The sequence below is a fragment of the Salinivibrio sp. SS2 genome, from assembly GCF_001722075.1.
GTDB classification, from domain to species: domain Bacteria; phylum Pseudomonadota; class Gammaproteobacteria; order Enterobacterales; family Vibrionaceae; genus Salinivibrio; species Salinivibrio proteolyticus.
The window spans coordinates 26,181-41,693 of sequence record NZ_MEBP01000098.1 but is presented as its reverse complement, the minus strand read 5'-3'; the positions used below and the strand labels follow the sequence as shown (position 1 = coordinate 41,693).

General features: G+C 52.7%; 12 protein-coding genes. 5 read left to right on the top strand and 7 right to left on the bottom strand.

The features are described from left to right. Positions 1–35 precede the first annotated feature (35 nt). On the bottom strand, positions 36–593 hold the full coding sequence (locus tag BGK46_RS12160) for a YtfJ family protein (protein ID WP_069589638.1): 558 nt from the start codon (positions 591–593) through the stop codon (positions 36–38). Between the two features lie 372 nt (positions 594–965). Between BGK46_RS12160 and BGK46_RS12155 the strand changes: the two genes are divergently transcribed. Next, positions 966–1,172: a DUF1107 domain-containing protein gene (locus tag BGK46_RS12155; RefSeq protein WP_069589637.1), complete on the top strand. Its 207-nt coding sequence runs from the start codon at positions 966–968 to the stop codon at positions 1,170–1,172. Positions 1,173–1,253: 81 nt separating this feature from the next. Here BGK46_RS12155 and msrA read toward each other — a convergent pair whose 3' ends face one another. Continuing rightward, the gene (gene msrA / locus BGK46_RS12150; RefSeq protein WP_069589636.1) at positions 1,254–1,892 is read right to left on the bottom strand and encodes a peptide-methionine (S)-S-oxide reductase MsrA; all 639 of its coding nucleotides are present in this window, start codon (positions 1,890–1,892) and stop codon (positions 1,254–1,256) included. Between the two features lie 183 nt (positions 1,893–2,075). On the opposite strand from msrA, the gene tamA reads away from it, so the two are divergent. Together tamA and tamB are read left to right on the top strand one after the other, a co-directional pair. Beyond that, complete coding sequence (gene tamA, locus BGK46_RS12145) at positions 2,076–3,779, top strand: autotransporter assembly complex protein TamA (RefSeq protein WP_069589633.1); 1,704 nt, start codon at positions 2,076–2,078, stop codon at positions 3,777–3,779. Continuing rightward, positions 3,776–7,546 (top strand): autotransporter assembly complex protein TamB, encoded by a 3,771-nt coding sequence (tamB, locus tag BGK46_RS12140; protein ID WP_069589630.1) that lies wholly within the window; start codon positions 3,776–3,778, stop codon positions 7,544–7,546. Before tamA ends, tamB begins: the two co-directional genes overlap by 4 nt. 51 nt (positions 7,547–7,597) lie before the next feature. Here the strand turns inward: tamB and ppa are convergent, their stop codons facing one another. Together ppa and fbp are read right to left on the bottom strand one after the other, a co-directional pair. Further along, positions 7,598–8,125: an inorganic diphosphatase gene (gene ppa / locus BGK46_RS12135; RefSeq protein ID WP_069589628.1), complete on the bottom strand. Its 528-nt coding sequence runs from the start codon at positions 8,123–8,125 to the stop codon at positions 7,598–7,600. A 128-nt stretch (positions 8,126–8,253) separates the two neighbouring features. Continuing rightward, positions 8,254–9,276 carry a class 1 fructose-bisphosphatase gene (gene fbp / locus BGK46_RS12130; protein ID WP_069589626.1) on the bottom strand — a complete coding sequence of 341 codons (1,023 nt, stop codon included), beginning with the start codon at positions 9,274–9,276 and terminating at the stop codon, positions 8,254–8,256. 259 nt (positions 9,277–9,535) lie between these two features. Here fbp and mpl point away from each other — a divergent pair, with 259 nt between their 5' ends. Both mpl and BGK46_RS12120 read left to right on the top strand, forming a co-directional pair. Continuing rightward, positions 9,536–10,909, top strand: a complete 1,374-nt coding sequence (mpl, locus tag BGK46_RS12125; RefSeq protein WP_069589624.1) for a UDP-N-acetylmuramate:L-alanyl-gamma-D-glutamyl-meso-diaminopimelate ligase — start codon at positions 9,536–9,538, stop codon at positions 10,907–10,909. After that, positions 10,899–11,519: a flavin prenyltransferase UbiX gene (locus BGK46_RS12120; RefSeq protein WP_069589616.1), complete on the top strand. Its 621-nt coding sequence runs from the start codon at positions 10,899–10,901 to the stop codon at positions 11,517–11,519. The genes mpl and BGK46_RS12120 overlap by 11 nt, the downstream gene beginning before the upstream one ends. A 41-nt stretch (positions 11,520–11,560) precedes the next feature. On the opposite strand, the gene BGK46_RS12115 is transcribed toward BGK46_RS12120, so the two are convergent. From BGK46_RS12115 to argR, 3 genes are all read right to left on the bottom strand, one after another. Continuing rightward, positions 11,561–11,992: a universal stress protein gene (locus BGK46_RS12115; RefSeq protein WP_069589614.1), complete on the bottom strand. Its 432-nt coding sequence runs from the start codon at positions 11,990–11,992 to the stop codon at positions 11,561–11,563. A 61-nt stretch (positions 11,993–12,053) separates the two neighbouring features. Beyond that, positions 12,054–14,624, bottom strand: a complete 2,571-nt coding sequence (locus BGK46_RS12110) for a TRAP transporter permease (protein WP_069589611.1) — start codon at positions 14,622–14,624, stop codon at positions 12,054–12,056. 304 nt (positions 14,625–14,928) lie between these two features. Next, entirely contained in the window at positions 14,929–15,399 is a 471-nt protein-coding gene (gene argR, locus BGK46_RS12105) for a transcriptional regulator ArgR (protein WP_069589610.1), read from the bottom strand. Positions 15,400–15,513 lie beyond the last annotated feature (114 nt).

Here is a 15,513-nt window from a genome sequence, read left to right as displayed (position 1 = left end):
GTGTTGAAAAACGCGGGCTTTGCCCGCGCGTGGCACTATTGATTGACCAGTTGAGTCACTAAGCTAATCACTTGGTTCACTTCGTCGGGACTTAATTTGCCCTCTTTGACAAAACGCACCGTGCCTTGGTCGTCGAGTACCGCGATCAGCGAGCTTTCTTCTTTTAAGCGCCACGCCTGTGCGACACTGCCGTTTTCGTCGAGCACAATTGAGGACCAACTAAAATCCCGCTTACTGTCTTCTGCTGACGATTTGACAAAGCCGCCGGTGCCCCAAATCGCATCATCTTGATTAATGATGGTGGTGGTTTGGTAACGAGAGTCGTCAAAGTCTGCGGCGGTGATGGCTTCCATCAAGGGGGCATTCATTTCTTTGGCGCTGCTGCGTCCGGCGATGGCTTGGATCACGCGTACTTTGCCCGGCAATTGTTCGGTTTGCCAAGCTTGATAAACAATATCGTCGCCATTCAAGGTCAGCTCGCCGTGCTCGGCGACTTTGGCTGAAGGTAAAGGTGCACCATTTTGGATCGTATGCGCCCAACTGGTGCCTGTGAATAGCGCAAAGGTGAGAGCAAGTAGGGTGGTCTTTTTCATTCTTTATCATCCATGTCTGTGGTCATTATTTGGCATCAGGTGCCAAGTTATCTATGGTTACGCCAGACGGTGAGTTGTGCCAAGTGGCAAAGGTTAATCCGTGCGCAAGATCGGACTTTTCTGCGTCGATCGAACTTGCGCTGCAAAACGTATTTATCTAAATCGGGAACTTCTGTTCGCAAGCAGGCTCTAATGCTGTGATTGCCATCTTATTGAGGTGGCACTTTGCTTGCTTAGCTTTATACGCGGAGATTGCCAGATAATATTCGGCGCTCCAAGGTGGCAATATCATACGGTCATCGTGGCTGTGAAAGAAATGAATTGCCGTTTCGGTCTGCTTAGACAGACTTTGAGAACAAGAAAGGGATCCTTATGCTTAGAATCTTTCGTCAATATCGGCCAACCCAGATTGCGCGGTATGTGAAACGATTTTTTAAGGGCCGACTCTATATTGAAGGTGTAGGCGCGTTTGAGTTTGATGGTGGACGTTTACTGCCGCCCGGGCATAGTGATAGACGTGCACTGTCGGTGATGACTGAGGTGAATAAAGAAATTAAAGCCATGGCCATTACCGCATAAACATCGCCACACTAAAAAACACGTCCAAACGGACGTGTTTTTTTACGCCTAGCCATTTAGCAGTGGTTAATTGCCAAAGGCTTATTGTGGTGGGAAACACACACCTGTGCCACCTAAGCCGCAGTAGCCTTGAGGGTTTTTGTGTAGGTACTGCTGGTGGTCAGTTTCAGCAAAGTAGTACGCGCCAGCCGGTGCGATCTCAGTGGTGACTGCATCGGACTTGCCGGCCTCTCTCAATGCCGCTTGATAGGTCGCCAGACTTGCCTCGACGCTGGCTTGGTCCGCCGGATCACAATAGTAAATCGCGGAACGATATTGCGGGCCAATGTCATTGCCTTGACGCATGCCTTGGGTCGGATCGTGGTTTTCCCAGAACACCGCCAGTAGGGTGTCTAAACTCACCACGGACGGGTCGAAAATCACATTGACCACTTCGGCATGGCCGGTTTTTCCCGTGCATACGTCTTGATAACGCGGATGTTGGGTGACGCCGCCACAGTATCCGACCGAGGTCATCACGACACCCTGCTGTTGCCACCATTTGCGTTCGGCACCCCAAAAACAGCCCATGCCAAAAATAACCTGTTTTTGACCGGCCGCGGGGGTGGCCGTGATAGGCTGATTAAATACCGCGTGCGGTTCGGCTGGAACAATCGGGTCGGTGCGATCGGCTATCGCATTCTCGGGTTGGGTAAAGGAAGATTGCATCGACATAGGCATCCTTTGACTGCTGTGGTGTAAAAGCGCAAAGCGGACTGCTGTGCGCGTCAGTGGGTTGGCGTACAGGCATGGATTCCGCATCTTGTCATCAACATGATGCTGGCATCCTGCCCCGCTCAACACGTAATATGGCAAGATATCATCAATTTAGCCGGGCGACACCCGGGTATTGGATCTCACTGCATGAATATACGGCTATTCCCCCTATTCGCGATCGCTATCAGCGTGATGTCTAGCATCGCCCATGCGGAAGTCGACATTGATATTGAAGGGCTCGATGGTATTGCACAAGACAACGTCGAGACCTATTTAGCCGCGATTGCTCCAGAAGAACGGGACGGTTCCTACCGCTTTATTGCCCGCGTTGAGCAGGATGTGCGTAAAGCGCTGCAAGCGGTGGGGTTTTATCAGCCTAAGATCACTACGCGAATGGACGGAGACGCTACGCTGGAGGTCAAGGTTGATCCGGGCAAACCTGTGCGCTTGGCACAAGTGGATGTGGTGTTTAGCGGTGAGGCGGGCATGGATGACGATTTTCATGCTCTCAAGGCTGACGGGCCGCAACCGGGCGAGATTCTTAACCACGGAGACTATGAATCCCTGAAAAGCCAAATCCAAAGCTTGGCGGTGAAAAAGGGATACTTTGATGGTCGTTTTACGCAAACACGTCTCGAAGTCTCTCCCACCCGCCAACAAGCGTTTATTCGTTTGCACTTTGCCAGTGGCAAGCGTTACCACTTCGGCGCGATTCGCTACCAAGGTGCGCAAATTCAGTTGCAGCGTCTTGATACCTTACGTGGCTTTTCACCGGGCGATCCGTATCAGGTCTCGGCATTGGGTGAGTTTAACCAAGCCCTTGCCAACACCGGGTGGTTTTCCAGTGCGCTAGTCCAAGCGGACATGGAAGAAGCTGAGGACACTGAAGTACCGATCAAGGTGACGCTGACCCCTGAAGCACGCAACAAGTTTGAAACTGGGGTCGGGTATTCCACCGATATTGGCCCGCGGCTCAAGTTTAATTGGCGCAAGCCTTGGTATAACTCACGCGGTCACAGTATCACCACATCACTGGCGATTTCTGAGCCCGAGCAGACGTTGACCTCGACCTACAAGGTTCCCTTGGAGGATGTTTCCCGCGAGTATTATCAAGTGCAGTTAGGGTTACAAAATACCGAACAACGCGATACCTCCAGCCTCGAGGTATCGACCTCGATTTCCAGGCATTGGCTGTATGATACCGGCTGGCAACGCAGTGTCTCGTTACGCTGGCTTTATGAGGACTACACCCAAGGGCAAGATGAAGATAGCGTCAGCGTGGTGCTGCCTGGGATCAATTTTACTCGAACCCGCGCTCGCGGTGGATTAATGCCGCATTGGGGAGACAAACAATCCATTACATTGGAAGCGGCCGATCCGATTTGGCTGTCCGATATTAGTTTGGTGCGCTTGCAAGGGCGGAGTGCGTGGATTCGCAGTCTCAATAAAAACCATCGCGGCTTATTGCGTGTTGATGGTGGTGCTCTGATTTCTGAAGAGTTTAGTGAAGCGCCGCCATCGTTACGCTTTTTCGCCGGGGGCGATAACAGTATTCGCGGTTATGGCTACGAGACCGTGTCGCCTGTCGATGACAGCGGTCAGCTCAGTGGCGCACGTTACATGTTAACCGGTACGTTGGAATATCAGTATCGTCTGGGAGGCAACTGGTGGTGGGCACTATTTGCTGATGGTGGTGACGCGTGGACCCACAATTTATCGTGGAAGCGTGCGGCTGGTACCGGTATTCGCTGGTCATCGCCGGTAGGCCCGATTCGTCTTGATGTTGCGCGTGGCTTTGATAATGACGATGATGATTTTCGTATACACCTTACGCTAGGGCCTGAGTTATGAGTCGTTGGTTAGTCAGGCTAACGTTTATTGCGTTAATCAGTATTTTTTCTTTGGTGGGGTTGGTAGCGGCCGCACTTTTTACACCTGTGGGCTTGCAGTTTGGGCTGTGGGGCGCGCAGAAAGCGCTACCTGGCCTATCAGTCGATGAGGCCGACGGCAGTCTACTCACCGGTTTTGTGCTGCAAGGGGTGCGCTATGATGATGCGCAGCTGCAACTGAATGCCAAGCAGCTAAAGCTTGTTATCCAAGGTAAGTGCTTACTGACGCCTGCGCTTTGTATTGATCAATTGGCCGCCGAGGGGGTCACGCTCGATATTGATTTGCCGGCGAGTGAGGAGGATGCATCCTCGCAAGACGTATCCACGCCGGCAATCCAAGCGCCGTTGCCTATTCATATCAATGCCTTTGCCTTTAAGGATGTGGCGATTCAGGTTGCCGAGCAGTCGGTGAGTTGGCATCAACTGCAAGGGGGCGTGCATTTTGTTGGCGACACCTTAACCCTATCGCCGACCGATTGGCAGCAGCTGGTGGTGAGCCTGCCGAGTGACACCGAGTCTCAAGAAAACACCGACCAAGCGGTCGGTAAACCGGATGGCGCGGTGGCAAGCCCGTCATGGCATTATCCGGGACTGGAATTACCCACGGTGGCGCTGCCGCTGGCTATCGAGGTGGAGCAGCTTCGCTTGCAAGATACGCGTATTGAAGCGGGCACAGTACAAACCCTCTCAGCGTTATCTTTGGCGGGTAGCGTTCGAGGCAGTGCGGTGACTATTGATAGTTTCTCGGTGACCGCCCCCCAAGGCACGGCAAGCCTTGCAGGTGACATTACACTTGAAGGTAAGTACCCACTTACCTTACAAGCCCAGTTGACCAGTAATCTTTCCCCGCTTCAAGGCCAAGCTTTATCACTGTCGGCCTCTGGAAGCCTGGCCGCGCTTGAGCTAAACGCGATCGCGCGCGGACCGGTGACGGCGACGCTGGAAGGAGAGGTAAACCTGCTGGCGGCAAACTTACCTTTTGCGGTGCAGTTGCAGAGCACAGCCTTGGCTTGGCCGCTGACGGGGGAAGCGATCGCGGCATTACGCGAGCTACACTTTCACGCCGATGGGGATTTGTCCGACTATCAGCTCGGTTTACAAACCGGCGTCGAGGGCCCTGAGATTCCGACCACCCAGCTGAATTTAACCGGCCAAGGCAATCTAACGGCGCTGACTCTCTCGCAGCTTGAAGCTAATACGCTTGGAGGTAAGGTGGCCGGTCGTGCCAGCGTGGATTGGTCCAGCGTACCTTTTTGGCAAGCCGAGTTAGGCTTTGCCAACATCCAACCTCAGCGGCAATGGCCAGAGATCACAGGAGATCTAACCGGCGCAATCAGCCATCGTGGCCGCTTAACGGCCCAAGGCGGGTGGGAGGTATCTGTGCCTACGTTGGTGGTGCATGGGGAGTTGCAAAAACTGCCACTAGCGGTCGCGGGCGCGCTTAACGCGCATGATCGTGATGGCGATGGTCAACCGAGCGTGTCGACACCGGGATTGACGCTGTCACACGGCCCTAACCAAGTGACGGCGCAAGGACAAGTGCGTGATGAGTGGCAAATGGGACTGTCGGTCGATATTGCCAACTTATCGCAATCCTTGCCCATGTTCACTGGTGTGATCCGCGGCGATGCGAAACTAAGCGGGCCGTTTACGCAGCCAACCGCAAAGTTGGCGATTCATGCTAAGCAATTGCGTTGGCAAGATGTGCGCATTAATCAGCTAACGGTAGACGGTGATCTGGCCGTGAAAGACCGCTTGGGTGGTGATTTGACGGTGTCGGTATTGGGCGGGCGCTATCAAACCGCGCGCTTGGATAACCTCGATTTAACTGTGCGCGGTGATGAAGCGGCTCATCAGCTAGATGTGCGCTGGCAAGGGGCACCGGCGTCTGGCGCGTTACGTATTGAAGGCGCGCTAGCGCGAGAGACAGGCTGGAAAGGGCGGTTGCTTAATACATCAGTGAACGTGGACGATCTTGGCGATATTGTGCAGCAAAGTGCGGCACCCATTGCGTTTAGTTTCGCTGATATGCAAACCGAGGTTGGCGAACATTGTTGGCAGTGGCAATCAACGTCTTTGTGCTTATCGCAACCGGCGACAATCGGCGAGCAAGGTGATGTCGTCGCTAAAATTGAAGGCTTTGAAGCGGCGCAAATCGCTGCCTTCTTACCGCCGGAATGGCAACTTGATACACGTGCCAATGCCGCGGTGCATGCGCGCTGGCAGCCTGACGCCTCGCCGGATGTGCAAGCTTCGATTGATATCGCGGATGGCAATCTGCGCCAGCAGGCCGACACGCCACTGGTGATTGGCTGGCAGCATGCCAACCTCAATGCGCGTTGGCATCAAGATGCACTGCAAGGCGCGCTGGCACTCACCTTGTCTGAGGGCGGCACACTGGCATCAGCCTTTACCTTGAATGATCTGTTAGCGTCGACACGTACGATTGATGGGAATGTGCACGTGAATGCGGTGCAACTTGCCAAACTGGAACCCTTACTCGGCGGCGACAAACAAGCCGATGTTAATGGCGAAGTGAATGCTAACTTACGCGTTAAAGGCCCGATTACATTGCCACAAGTCTTTGGCGAGCTTGATATCAGCGCATTACGTGTGAAAGGGCTATCATCGCCGGTTGATGTTAATGACGGACAGGTGACGGTCAACCTAGATGGTCAGCAAGGACAGTTAACCGGTCAGCTGATTACTCCCGATGGCACCTTGCGCCTCAAAGGCGAGGGTCGATGGCCGACCGTGAGAGATTGGTTGTTTAATCTGAATGTCGCGGGCGATGCATTGCGGGTGAATGTGCCTCCGATGGTCCGTCTTGATGTCGCGCCTGACTTAACGGTTTCAGCAACCCCGGAACAAGTGGCAATTCGCGGCGATATTGAGGTGCCATGGGGACGGATTGAAGTGGAACATTTGCCGGAGTCGGCAGTCACTGTGTCGGATGATACGGTGATCCTCAATCAAAATTATGAGCCTGAAGACGCGGAACAAAAAGACGCGGTTCCCTTTAATTTGGTCACGGATGTGCGCTTAGTGCTTGGCGATGAAGTACGGCTGGCAGCGTTTGGCTTGAAGTCGCGTTTGGCAGGTGAACTTAACATTAAGAATAACCGCAAAGGCGCCTTGATTGTCGGCAACGTGAGCTTGCTGGAAGGGACCTATCGCTCATTTGGACAAGATTTGATTATCCGTAAAGGGGAGATCTTATTTAATGGCCCCGTGGACCAGCCGTATTTGCAAGTCGAAGCGATTCGTAATCCCGAGCGCACTGAGGGCGATGTGGTCGCGGGGATCCGACTCACAGGGCCTGCCGATGAGCCGGTGGCGACTGTATTTATGGATCCGGCCGGTTCACAGGCCAATGCCTTGTCATACTTGTTACGCGGCCGCGCGCTTGATGCTGGCGCCGGTGATGCCAATATGACCTCGATGCTGATTGGTTTGGGCTTGGCGCAAAGTGGCAAACTGGTGGGCGAGATTGGTCAGGCGTTTGGGGTCGAGGATCTGACTCTCGATACCTCTGGTGCCGGCGATGAACAAAAAGTCGAGGTCTCGGGATATATTCTGCCTGACTTGGAAGTGAAGTATGGGGTGGGGATCTTTGATGCGATAGGGGTGTTCACGGTGCGCTATCGATTGATGAAAGATCTCTACCTGGAAGCGGTATCCGGTGTCGATCAGGCGGTGGATCTGCTCTATCAGTTTGAAATAAAATAGAAAAAAGCCCGCGTGTTGACGCGGGCTTTTAGCTTCATGGCGATGGCACGATTATTTTTGCGCGCGCTCAAATGAAGACAGGATTTCGTCTTTTGCCGCTTGGGCATCTTCCCAACCGTCTACTTTCACCCACTTGCCGGCTTCTAGCTCTTTATAGCGCTCGAAGAAGTGCGTGATTTGTGCTTTTAGCAGCTCAGGCAGGTCGTTCACGTCTTTCACGTGATCGTACTCTTTGGTCAGCTTACTGTGCGGTACCGCGATCACTTTGGCATCTTCACCAGACTCGTCGGTCATTTTCAGCACACCAACAGGGCGGCAGCGGATCACTGAGCCGGGTACCAATGGGAATGGGGTTGGAACCAGCACGTCAACTGGGTCGCCGTCCAAAGACAAGGTGTGGTTTACATAGCCATAGTTACATGGGTAGAACATAGGCGTTGCCATGAAGCGATCAACGAATACGGCGCCGCTGTCTTTGTCGACTTCGTACTTGATTGGATCGGCGTTGGCAGGAATTTCAATCACCACATAAATATCTTCAGGCAGATCTTTGCCCGCTGGGACCTGGTTCAGGCTCATGGGATGTCCTTTTGTTTATCAAAAAAGTGTGTGCCAATTATAACCACCGAGCGTGAAAATAACAGAGGCGACCGCCGTGGTCGCCTCTTAATCATGATTTGCGGTGAAATCTCACCGTCTTACTGCACCTAGTTATCGTCGTGATCGGGGTAGCGTTCGAGGAATTCACCGACTTTGTCCACCATATTGCTTGAGCCGACAAAGAAAGGCACGCGTTGGTGCAGCTCTTTCGGATCGATATCCATGATGCGCTGGGTACCATCGGTCGCTTTACCACCAGCTTGCTCAATAATAAACGCCATTGGGTTGCACTCGTAAAGCAAGCGTAGCTTGCCGTTTGGATACGCGAGTGTGCTGGGGTATAAGTAAATACCGCCTTTTAGCAGGTTGCGGTGAAAGTCCGCGACCAAAGAGCCAATATAGCGTGAGGTGTAGGGACGCTTCTCATTAGGGACGTTTTCTTGACAGTACTTGATATATTTTTTGACGCCTTGTGGGAATTTGATGTAGTTCCCTTCGTTAATCGAGTAGATGTTACCGTCTTGGGGAATGGTCATGTTTTCATGCGACAAGCAGAATAGCCCAAGCGACGGGTCATAGGTAAAACCGTGCACGCCATCGCCTGTGGTGTAAACCAACATGGTTGATGAGCCGTAAATGACGTAACCGGCAGCCACTTGGCGGTGGCCGGGCTGTAAGAAGTCTTCCTCGGTGGGGGGAGTACCCACCGGCGATACGCGGTGGTAGATAGAGAAAATGGTGCCAACAGACACATTCACATCAATGTTAGAGGAGCCATCCAGTGGGTCGATGAGGACCACATACTTGGCATTGCGGTTGAGTTGCTTGTTGAAAATAACCGCTTCGTCTTCTTCTTCACTGGCGACACCACAGACGTGGTCGCGGGCTTCCATGGCGGCTTTAAACTTTTCGTTGGCGTAGACATCGAGCTTTTGCTGCTCTTCGCCTTGTGCGTTTTCTGTGCCAATCGCGCCGGCAATATCGACCAGACCGGCTTTGTTGACTTCACGGTTAACAATTTTGGCGGCCAGACGGATGGAGGCGAGAAGAGAAGATAAATCACCGCTGGCGTGCGGGAAGGCGTGCTGTTTCTCAACAATATACTCGCCGAGTGTCTTAATGTCGGGCATTCTCAATCCTTAATGATGATGAACTTTCTTTCTGATGCAATCGGATACATGGGCAGTCAGCTGCCTCTTAAAATCGCGGATATTCTAGCGCCAGCGACTTTTTAATCGTACTGAAGAAATACATGGAGCAAGGGAAGTGTGATCGCCACATAAAAACCATGTCAGATGTACGCAAGCGATAAGACCCAAGCGCCAATCCAAGGCATAATGACAGCCTTATGCCGGATGGCTGAGTAACCAATACAACACAGTGAACGCTATGCATATTCATATTCTCGGCATCTGCGGCACCTTTATGGGTGGCGCCGCGATGCTCGCAAAACAATTGGGGCACAGGGTGACCGGCTCTGATAGCCATGTTTACCCCCCGATGAGTACGTTACTCGACTCTCAGGGTATTGAGATTATCGAAGGTTATGATGCGGCTCAGCTTGCCCCCGCTCCGGACCTTGTGGTGATTGGTAATGCAATGAGTCGTGGCAATCCCTGTGTTGAGGCGGTACTAAACCAAGGCTTACCGTATACGTCAGGCCCGCAATGGTTGCATGATTTCTTATTACGAGACCGCTGGGTGCTGGCGGTTTCTGGCACACATGGTAAAACCACTACCGCTAGCATGTTGGCATGGATCTTAGAAGATTGCGGCTACGCGCCTGGTTTCTTGATTGGCGGTGTCGCGGGGAATTTTAATGGCTCGGCACGATTGGGCGATAGCCCATTTTTTGTGGTAGAAGCCGATGAATATGACAGCGCGTTTTTTGATAAACGCTCCAAGTTTGTTCATTACCAACCGAAAACCTTGGTGATCAACAACCTTGAGTTCGACCATGCCGACATATTTGATGATTTGGCCGCGATTCAAAAGCAATTCCACCATGTGGTGCGAACTGTGCCGGGGATTGGGCAAATCATTGCGCCCTCGGACGATGCCAATGTCGCAGAGACGCTTGCCATGGGGTGCTGGAGTGAATGCGTTTATGCAGGACCAGATGGACAATGGCAGACGGTGAAAAAAGATCCAGCCGGCAATCATTTTTCGGTGTATTTTGCCGGCGAGCATGTTGGGGATGTGAACTGGGACTTGGTTGGCGATCATAATGTGCGTAATGCGTTAATGGCCATTGCGGCAGCGCGTCATGTGGGCGTGACGCCTGACTTAGCCTGTCAGTCGCTTGAGACCTTTATCAATACCAAGCGACGTCTTGAGTGGCGCGGCGAGCAAGCCGGTGTCACTGTGTATGATGACTTTGCTCATCACCCGACGGCGATCCGACTGACCCTTGAGGGGTTACGTGCGAAAGTCGGTAATGGCCGTATTCTGGCGGTGTTAGAGCCACGTTCCAATACCATGAAGCAAGGGGTTCACAAAGACACGCTGGCGGCGTCGTTGGCTCGTGCTGACCAAGTGTTCTTGTTCCAACCCCAAGGACTGGATTGGTCGCTTGAAGCGGTGGTGGATAGCTGCGAGCAGCCGGCGCATATTCATGCCGATATTGATGGGTTGGTAACCGCTTTATGTGAGCAAGCCCAAGCATGCGATACCGTGTTGGTGATGAGTAATGGTGGCTTTGGTGGTATTCACGACAAGCTGCTTAACGCGCTCGGCGATAAAGGGGAAAAGCATGGCGGATAAACGCATCACACTGGCGTGGACAGGTGCATCTGGCGCGCCATACGGGCTACGTTTGCTCGAATGCCTGCTTGCACAGGATTATCAGGTTTTCTTATTGATCTCATCGGCAGCACGTGTGGTGTTAGCCACCGAACATGGCCTGAAATTGCCTGCCGGGCCTGACGCGGCCAAAAAGGTATTGGTGGAACATTTACAGTGCAACACGGATAAGCTAGTGGTGTGTGGCAAAGAGGATTGGTTTTCGCCAGTTGCCTCAGGGTCAGCGGCACCGAAGCAAATGGTGGTATGCCCTTGCTCCGCCGGTTCATTGGCGTCGATTGCGCATGGTTTGTCCGATAACTTGATTGAACGGGCGGCGGATGTGGTGCTCAAAGAGCGCGGACAACTTCTGTTGGTGGTGCGTGAGACGCCATTTTCGACCTTGCATCTTGAGAACATGCACAAGCTGTCGCAAATGGGGGTGACGATTATGCCAGCTGCGCCGGGTTTTTATCATCAACCCCAGTCAATAGACGATCTCGTCGACTTTATGGTGGCGCGTATTTTGGATCATATCGGCGCAGAGCAACAGCTGGTACCACGTTGGGGCTATGATCAACGCGAACGATGAACGGCGCTCAGGCAAGCGTAGGCATGCCTGAGCACTACACACTAAGGTTTGAGTACCATCACGTGCACTGTCGCCCCTTCGAGCACTTTGGCGGCGACGGAGCCGAGCATCATCTTATTGACACGTGAACGTTTGTGGCTTGGCATCACGATGAGATCGCAGCCAATACGCTCGGCGGTTTTAATGATCCCCTTGTAAGGCTTTCCTTCCGCGATCGACACCTCACAGGCGATAGTTTTTGGCACGTATTTATCCGCAAAGCCTTGTAAGTTTCGCTTCATATCGCGTTTCATTTTGTTGGCGGCGTCTTCCGGGAAATAAGAGGCCACCATCGAATTATGAATGCCCGGCAGCACAGTCAGTAGGTGTATTTTTGCGCCAGATTGGCTGGCCAGCCAGACGGCATGATCGACGGCCTTGTCAGCAAAGCTCTCATCATTGAGGTCAACCGGAACCAAGATGTGTTTATACATAGCGATATCCTTTACGGTCTAAAAAAGAAAAGGGCACGCGGTAAAACACGTGCCCTTAACACTAGGCTTGGCGAATGCGACGGCGTTGATTCCAGCCGAGTAATGCCAAGAGCAACAAAGTTGGCACGAAGACCCATTCTTTCCATGGGCGGACATTGTCGACAGTCACGGCTTTGATTTGCCAGTCAAAATCGATGCCTGCTTTGTCTGCATCACTGCCAAACTGAATCATATCTACCAAAAGTTTGCCATCTTCTTCACGGAGCATGAGGCCTGTGTCACTGACGCGTGCTTCGCCGCTTTCCAAGCTGTGATCGATGGGGAGCACGACATGTTTCGCTATCTGCTCTCCAAAGAAGTTTTCCCCTTCCACTTCAAGCTGTAACGGCTCGCCTTCAGGCAAGGTGCCAGCGATACGCACTAACTCAGTGCCCGGATAGCTGGTGGTCGGTGGGTATACTTCGTCCCACCAAAAGCCAGGGCGGAAGAGCGAGAAGGTGATCACTAGAAGCAGTGCGGTTTCCCACCATTTATTCTTAGTGAGCCACCACCCTTGTGTTGCGGCGGAAAAAGCCAGCATTGCGATGGTTGCCGACACCACGGTTAAGATCAGGTGAATAGGGCCCTCTAGGTCTAGCAACAACAACTGGGTGTTGAAAATAAACATAAACGGCAGGATGGCGGTACGGATGTCGTAGGTAAAGCCCTGCACACCGGTACGTATCGGGTCGGATTTAGCAATGGCCGCCGCGGCAAAGGCGGCCAAGCCGACCGGTGGCGTGTCATCGGCAAGGATACCAAAGTAGAATACGAACAAGTGTACCGCGATCAACGGAATGATCAGCCCTTGTTGTGCGCCTAAGGTAACAATCACGGGCGCCATCAGCGTGGAGACCACGATATAGTTGGCGGTAGTCGGTAGACCCATCCCCAATAGCAAGCTGATGACCGCGGTAAACAGCAGCATCAAGAAGATGTTGCCGCCGGAGATAAACTCGACAAAGTCCGTCATCACTAGACCGATGCCAGTGAGGGTGACGGTACCCACCACAATCCCCGCAGCTGCGGTGGCAACACCGATACCAATCATGTTACGCGCACCGGTCACAAAGGCTTCGGCCAGATCGACCACACCGTCGCGGATTTCTTCTTTAAAGTTGGTCCGTTGATTGAAGTAAGCAATCAGCGGGCGCTGGGTGAGAATGATAAAGATCATAAACACGGTCGCCCAAAATGCGGACAAACCCGGTGAGAAGCGTTCGACGGTCAAACACCAAACCAATACGCCAATAGGCAACAAATAGTACAAGCCAGAACGTACGGTTGGGCCCGGCTCTGGTACCTCAGACAAATCGGCAGCAGCAGGGTCTTCTGCCGCTTCGGATTTGTACTGAGCGGAATAGCGCACCAACAGCACATAAGCGATTAGTGTCAGCAGGCCAATGATAACGGTTGCCATGGCACCGAATACATCTTTGGTCCAACCGATACCGTAATAGACCGCAGCGCTGAGGACCAGTAAGCCCACAAACACGGTCATAAATGAGAACAGTTTTTGTAGCAAGGTGCTGGTGTGGCGGCGCGGTAGGCCCTGCATCCCAGCCTTACACGCTTCTAAGTGCACGATGTAAATTAGGGCAATGTAAGAGATCAGTGCAGGAAGCAGTGCGGCTTTGATCACCTCGACGTAGGAAATCCCCACGTATTCCACCATCAAGAATGCTGCAGCTCCCATAATGGGTGGGGTGAGCTGGCCATTGGTCGAGGCGGCTACCTCAACCGCGCCGGCTTTATGGCTCGGGAAACCTACACGTTTCATCAAGGGAATGGTAAAGGTCCCGGTAGTCACTACGTTGGCAATTGATGAACCCGAGACTAAACCGGACAGGCCGGACGCGACCACTGCGGCTTTGGCGGGGCCACCGCGCATGTGACCGAGTAGTGAGAAGGCCACTTTAATGAAGTAGCCGCCAGCACCGGCACGATCGAGTAATGCCCCGAATAGGACAAACAGGAATACAAACGAGGTAGAGACGCCCAGCGCCACCCCGAAAACCCCTTCGGTGGTGAGCCACAGATGCGACATGGCTTTATTTAAGCTCGCCCCTTTGTGTGCGATCACATCCGGCATATAGGGACCGGCGAAGGTGTAGAGCAAGAATACACCGGCGACCACCATTAATGGCGGGCCAAGTGCACGGCGGGTCGCCTCAAGCATCAACACCATACCAATGGCTGCGACCGTGATATCCACGTCGGTATAAGCGCCGGCGCGTCCAGCTAGATCGTTATAAAATAAGAATAAATACCCTGCGGCAAAGCTTCCCGCTAAGGCGAATACCCAGTCGAGTAGGGGGATACGATCGCGGGGAGAGGTTTTTAATGCAGGATAAGCGGTGTAGGCCAAGAACATCGCGAAAGCGAGGTGAACGGCGCGTGCTTCGGTGTCATTGAGGACACCAAAATCGAGCATAAAGGGGAGAGGTGAGGCATACCATAGCTGAAACAGTGACCAAAAAAGTGGTACCAGCCATAAAATGCGTCCCGGCAGTCCATGAGGTGAGCGCGCACCTGTATCCGCTTGCGCGACCATGTCTTGCACATCAGGAGACGATTGACTTGTCTTCGTCATGCAGTTTGTCCTTATTATCATTTGCACCGCGAGAGCGGCAGCAATGTCCCGAGAAAAGGGTACTCTCTGTCACAAAGCATAGCCTGTAGACAATGACATCAGTGTCAACGATGAGTACCTAACCGTTAATTATAATGGGCCGATGGGTGGCCAATGCGTTAATCGATTGTTGGCGGTCAAACGCCGATAGTAACAGAGCGATAAAGAAAAATTAAAAGGATGTTATCGCTTTTGTGTGAAAAGGTGTGTAGCAAAGAGGGGAAAAGACAGACAGGCAGCGGGATCACGCTGCCTGATAAAAAGATTAGTAGTGGTATTCAAACAGGTCACAGACGGCTTCAAAAAGTGCCTCTGTGGTGGTGCCACGGGTTGGTGTGATAAAGATGGTGTCATCCCCAGCGACTGCGCCCAAAATCCCTTCTGCCTTGCCAAGAGAGTCCAGTAAACGGGCAATTAATTGTGCCGCGCCTGGACCAGTGTGAATGACGACAACCGCTTCGTTATAGTCGATTTCCATCACCAGCTCGCGCAATGCGCTGCCCGTGGTCGGCACGCCTAATTCGATAGGAAGGCAGTACACCATCTCCATCTTGGCATTTCGGGTACGTACAGCGCCGAACTTGGTCAACATGCGCGACACTTTCGACTGGTTAATGCCCTCAAATCCTTGAGCACGTAAGGCTTCCACGATCTCGCCCTGAGAACTGAACTTTTCTTCTTTGAGGATGGCTTTAAACGCCCGAACCAATTGGTCTTGTTTTTCTGAGTTACGCATGACGGCTGACTCGCAATGACAAACGAGTGGCTATTTTGCATATACATTCACCGAAGGGCAATTGCTGACCCCACAAATTGGCGACAGCATCACTGTTCCTAACTCGATTCACGC